The following is a 4,839-nucleotide window of genomic DNA, read 5'->3' as shown; positions in this document are numbered from 1 at the left end:
GTGGCTGCTGAACGCCCGGCACATCAAGACCGTTCCCGGCCGGAAGACCGATGTGAAGGACTGCCAGTGGATCTGCAAGCTGGTCGAACACGGCCTGGTCCGCCCCTCCTTCGTGCCTCCGCGTGACATCCGGCAGCTGCGGGACCTGACCCGATATCGCACCGAGACCGTCCGCGACCGGACCCGTGACGTGAACCGCCTCGCGATGTTCCTGGAGGACACCGGGATCAAGCTGTCCTCGGTCGTGACCGACATCACCGGCCGCTCAGCGCGAGCCATGCTGGATGCCCTGGTGGCAGGTGAACGGGACCCGCAGGTGCTGGCATCCCTCGCCCTGGGCAGTCTGCAGGGCAAGGTTCCCTTGCTGACCCGCGCCCTGACCGGTGACTTCAACGCGCACCCACGCGTTCATGATCGCCTCGATGCTGCGGGCCATCGATGAGGCTGACAACCGGATCTCCCGCCTGAGCGAGGAGATCGACCGCCAGCTGCAGCCCCTGCGGCAGCAGGTCGACCTGCTGATCACCATTCCCGGGATCAGCCTGACCCTCGCCCAGGTTCTGATCGCCGAGATCGGTGTCGACATGGGCCGCTTCGCCACCGCCGGACACCTCGCCTCCTGGGCCGGAGTGTGTCCGGGCAACCAGGAATCAGGCGGCAAACGGTTATCCGGGCGCACCCGCCACGGCGACACCTGGCTCAAGACCGCCCTGTTCATGGCCGGCGCCAGTGCCGCCCGCAGCAAGAAGACCTACCTGGGTGCGCAATTTCGGCGGCTGGTCCCACACCGAGGCGCCAAGCGCGCGACCCTCGCCGTCGGACACTCCATCCTCGTCGCCGCCTGGCACATCCTCCACGACCTCGTGCCCTACCGCGACCTCGGCCCCGATCACTTCACCAGCCGCCTCGGCAAGGAACGTCAGACCCGACGCCTGATCGCACAACTCGCTGCCCTCGGCATGGACGTCATCATCGCCTCGCGCGAACAGACCGCACGAACCCCGCCAACGCGTATCACTGCAGGTGATTTTCAAGAGAGCTCCTTCAGGAGCGAACCAACGGTATCGCCAGCCACTTGACGATCTATAGGAGTCAGCCGTTCACCTGCGGATGACGCCTCGCGGGCGTGAAAATCGGTACAGGGGCTGCCCGTCGACGCCGCTTGATGTTTGGGCTGTGAGCCCGCATAGGAGTCTGGTGAGGGAGCCGCCAGAGGGGCCGCACACTGTCGCCTTGAGCACGCCGATCAGCTTCTCCGTTCCCCTCAGGCTCCCCGGGCAGCCCCGCCCACAACAGCACAACAGGGGGCATATCATGGAGGAGTTGAGAGAAGACCACGACGACGGAACGGTTGCGCGGGTCGCGGCGATCGACATCGCCAAGGCATCCGGAATGGTCTGCCTGCGCGTCCCGCACGACAGCATCGAGGGCCGCCGCGTCCAGCAGGTCTGGTCGGTAGCCTCGACCACCAACGCGATCCTGGAGCTCGGCGACAAGCTGGTCTGTCAGGGCGTCGAACGGGTGGTGATGGAGGCGACAGGCTCGTACTGGCGCCCGTTCTTCTACCTGCTGGAAGCCCGCGGGCTGGAGTGCTGGCTGGTCAACGCCCGTGACGTGAAAAACGTCCCCGGGCGCCCGAAGACCGATAAACTGGACGCGGTCTGGCTGGCCAAGCTCGCCGAACGCGGCATGGTCCGCGCCTCGTTCGTGCCGCCCAAGCCGGTCCGGCATCTGCGGGACTTCACCCGGACCCGTACCGTCTTCGTCCAGGAACGCACCCGGCACAAGCACCGCGTGGACAAGGCCCTGCAGGACGCGCAGGTCAAACTGTCCGGGGCCGTATCCGACCTATTCGGTCTGTCGGGGCGGGCCATGATGAACGCCATGGTGGCCGGCGAACGCAACCCCCGTGCCCTTGCCGAGCTCGCCCAGGGCAGCCTCGTCAAGAAGAAGGCAGCCCTGACCGAGGCCCTGACCGGGCAGGTCGAGGACCACCACGCACGGCTGCTCGGAGTGCTGCTGTCCACCGTCGACCATCTCACCGACCAGATTCACGAGCTCGACCGGCTCATCGCCCAGACACTGGAGGAGATCACCACGCCGCACGACGGTGCGGGCAACGGGGGTGGGCCGGACACTGCCGCGAGCGCGCGGGTTCTGGCAGAGCGACTCGATGCCGTTCCCGGCATTGGGCCGACCCCCGCGCAGATCATCCTCGCCGAGATCGGCGCGGACATGAGCCGCTTTCCCACGCCCGAGCATCTGGTCTCGTGGGCGAAGCTGTGCCCTCGCACCATCCAGTCCGGAGCGAAGAACACCGCGGGCCCGGCAGGGCAGGGCAACCCCTGGCTCAAGGGCGCGCTCGGCGAGGCCGCCAACGCGGCCGCCCGCACCGACACCTTCCTCGGCGCCCGCTACCGCCGCATCGTCAAACGCCGAGGCCATGCCAAAGCCCTGGTCGCCGTCGCCCGCTCGATACTCGTCATCGCCTGGCACCTGATCAACGACCCGGATGCCTCCTACCAGGAGCTCGGCGCCGACTGGCACCGCCGACATCGCGATCCCGCCCGCAAGACCCGTGATCTCGTCCGCCAGCTTCAGGCCCTCGGCCACCAGGTCGCCCTCACGCCGACACCAGCCTGACCCCCCGTCCCACCGTCATCCGGTCCGCAAGCGGCCCGGATGCTGCCGCCTGCCCTCCCGAAGATCGATTTCCCGTTCAGCTTCAGAGTCAAGCTCACGTTCGGTGCTGGTCAGATGGCCGGGGGTGGTGCCCTCGCCCCGGTCCGCCTTGGCCCGGCGATACCAGCCGCGCAGAGACTGCGAGATGATGCCGAGTTCCCCGGCGACCGCGGTGGCCGTCTTGCCCGAGGAGTCGACGAGCACCATGGCGTCCCGCTTGAACTCCTCGGTGTACCGCTTCGTTTACTTGCTTCCCGCCTGGTGCTGCTTCCCCTGGAACCTCATGTCCCAGTGTCCAGGTGTCCACGGTCAGGGGGAAGCTTCACTCGCAGGTTCTCCCGCGATGCCGGACGGCAGAACACATCGTCCACCGACGTGCACAACGCCTCCAGATCCGCAGCCCGGCGCCGGACCTCGTCCGCGGTCAACTCATCACGCCGGACCAGACCCGGCGGCAGCTTCAGCCCCACACACCGCCAACGAGTCCGACCATCATCACGTCACGTGAAGGACCGGCTGTAGTGCCGGGCACGGCTGATTGCCAGGCTGCCCTTTCGGGTGGGGTTGGGGCGCAGGGGCGTCAACCTGTGGACGGGCTGCGAGTGGCATGGCCATAATCTGGCCATTCAGCATCCGCGGGATTAACTGCCGCGCACGAGCGGCTGCATGGGACCCCACCGATCTTCCGGCGGGGTCCAGTGGGTAGCGTTTTCTGCAGCGCCTTCTTGGCTCATTTCCAGATCTTGCAGTTCATCTGTCCGGGCCTCTACTCCGGGTTTAATTAGCGAATGCATGGTTCAGCCGGGACGAGATATGGAGTCTGACATGAAATACACAGTAACGGCATCTATACGACAGAGAGCCGGGAAGCGTCTCGCGACGGCGCGTTTGCGGCGCATTCGGCTCGCCGCACTGTCTCTCCTCACTGCAGCACTCGTACCGCTTACCGGCACCCCGGCCCACGCCGCCTGGGCAGACCTGGATATCGCTGCGGACTACGGAAATGGCTGCAATTCTAGTCGCATTTACTATCTCCAAGTAAACAACGGGACAGCTGGTTGCGACGGACTCGGGTACGACATGTACAAGACCTTTAAGGGCAATCCCGCGGTGGCTCCGTGGGTGCCGTACGTAGCATGGGACTGCACCTACTGGCTTGGGCTCCCAAGCAAGGAGTGGCCTAAAGATTCGAGTAATCCGTGGGGTTACAGGTGGGAAATGGCTCCCACTAACTGCTCGTTCAAAGTGACGGGGGGCACTCCGCAGATCGTACTGGGAGCACCGGTGAGAGTATCCGCAAGCAATAACAACTGCGGCAAGGCGGCCTCCACCATTAGCCATTTCTACAGCACGACGGTTACTAACTCGATCTCGGATATGTATGGAAGCCAGACCGTGATCAAGGCGGAAGTCGAAATCGGGAAAATATTCAAACTGGCTATCGAACAAGCTTTCCAGTATCAGAAGACAGTAACCGCCAGTACCGCTGTCACCACCACTAACATCCATACTTTCACCATCGAAGCCAACAAGAGGGGGTATGTCGCATTCAGTCCCCGTCTCGCGGCGGCAAAGGGTGTCCTTACAGCCACCTACTCGAAGCCTTCACACGGGAGCAAAACGTGGTCTGATTCGAACATCACCACGGGCACCCCGATATACATCCCGGGTACTAATTTCGCGGATGGCGAATATTCGGTCGTATACGAGCCCTGCTAGGGCCGGCTCGTCTTCAAACGGATCTTGCCCAAAGCAGTAACGACGCGAGTGTGACCGCCGCTTCGTAGGAGGTGGCGGTCTCTTCGTATCGGGTGGCGATGCCGCCTTGAGGCGGTTGAAGCAGCGCCCAACGCTGTTGCGTCGTCGGTAGTCATCCCGGGCCCTGTCGGTCCTGCCCCGTGGCCGGGAAAATCGGGGCTGGTGCCCGTCCGGAGGACGTCGATAGAGCTTGGTGCCGAACATTGAGCCCGTTTGGTAGTCGGACGCGGGGGCCGAGCGCAGGAGTCCAGTGGTGTTGCCGCGAGCACGCAAGAGAGCTTCTTTGAATCCTGTGGTCCCTGATGGGCGGGCATCGCTACAGGTGTGCGCGAGGTAAGGGCGGGGCGGGACATGGATGTGACCGAGGAGCGGTGCGGGGGCGCCGACTTGAGCAAGGCG

At 64.6% G+C, this 4,839-nt stretch carries 4 protein-coding genes and 1 pseudogene; 4 read left to right on the top strand and 1 reads right to left on the bottom strand.

The window, feature by feature from the left end:
* The 3 genes from ACIRU3_RS47300 to ACIRU3_RS47290 all read left to right on the top strand — a co-directional run.
* The coding region (locus ACIRU3_RS47300; protein WP_404070584.1) for a transposase at positions 1-442 on the top strand (442 nt) is incomplete at its 5' end.
* Positions 411-1,079 (top strand): transposase, encoded by a 669-nt coding sequence (locus ACIRU3_RS47295; protein ID WP_404070582.1) that lies wholly within the window; start codon positions 411-413, stop codon positions 1,077-1,079. The genes ACIRU3_RS47300 and ACIRU3_RS47295, both read left to right, overlap by 32 nt.
* 244 nt (positions 1,080-1,323) lie before the next feature.
* Positions 1,324-2,643 carry an IS110 family transposase gene (locus tag ACIRU3_RS47290; RefSeq protein WP_404070580.1) on the top strand — a complete coding sequence of 440 codons (1,320 nt, stop codon included), beginning with the start codon at positions 1,324-1,326 and terminating at the stop codon, positions 2,641-2,643.
* A 15-nt stretch (positions 2,644-2,658) separates the two neighbouring features.
* Here ACIRU3_RS47290 and ACIRU3_RS47285 read toward each other — a convergent pair.
* Positions 2,659-2,910: pseudogene (locus ACIRU3_RS47285) on the bottom strand (transposase); the annotation flags it as partial.
* A 597-nt stretch (positions 2,911-3,507) separates the two neighbouring features.
* Between ACIRU3_RS47285 and ACIRU3_RS47280 the strand changes: the two are divergent.
* Positions 3,508-4,401, top strand: coding sequence for a hypothetical protein (locus ACIRU3_RS47280; protein WP_404070578.1), 894 nt, complete (start codon positions 3,508-3,510; stop codon positions 4,399-4,401).
* Positions 4,402-4,839 lie beyond the last annotated feature (438 nt).

The sequence above is a fragment of the Streptomyces sp. NPDC101151 genome (assembly GCF_044768335.1).
GTDB lineage: Bacteria > Actinomycetota > Actinomycetes > Streptomycetales > Streptomycetaceae > Streptomyces.
The sequence above is the reverse complement of the archived record's forward strand: the minus strand, read 5'-3'. Positions and strand labels throughout refer to the sequence as shown.

Coding starts and splice junctions, on each gene's coding strand:
- ACIRU3_RS47295 (WP_404070582.1), top strand. CDS start 411: ATGATCGCCTCGATGCTGCGGGCCATCGATGAGGCTGACAACCGGATC.
- ACIRU3_RS47280 (WP_404070578.1), top strand. CDS start 3,508: ATGAAATACACAGTAACGGCATCTATACGACAGAGAGCCGGGAAGCGT.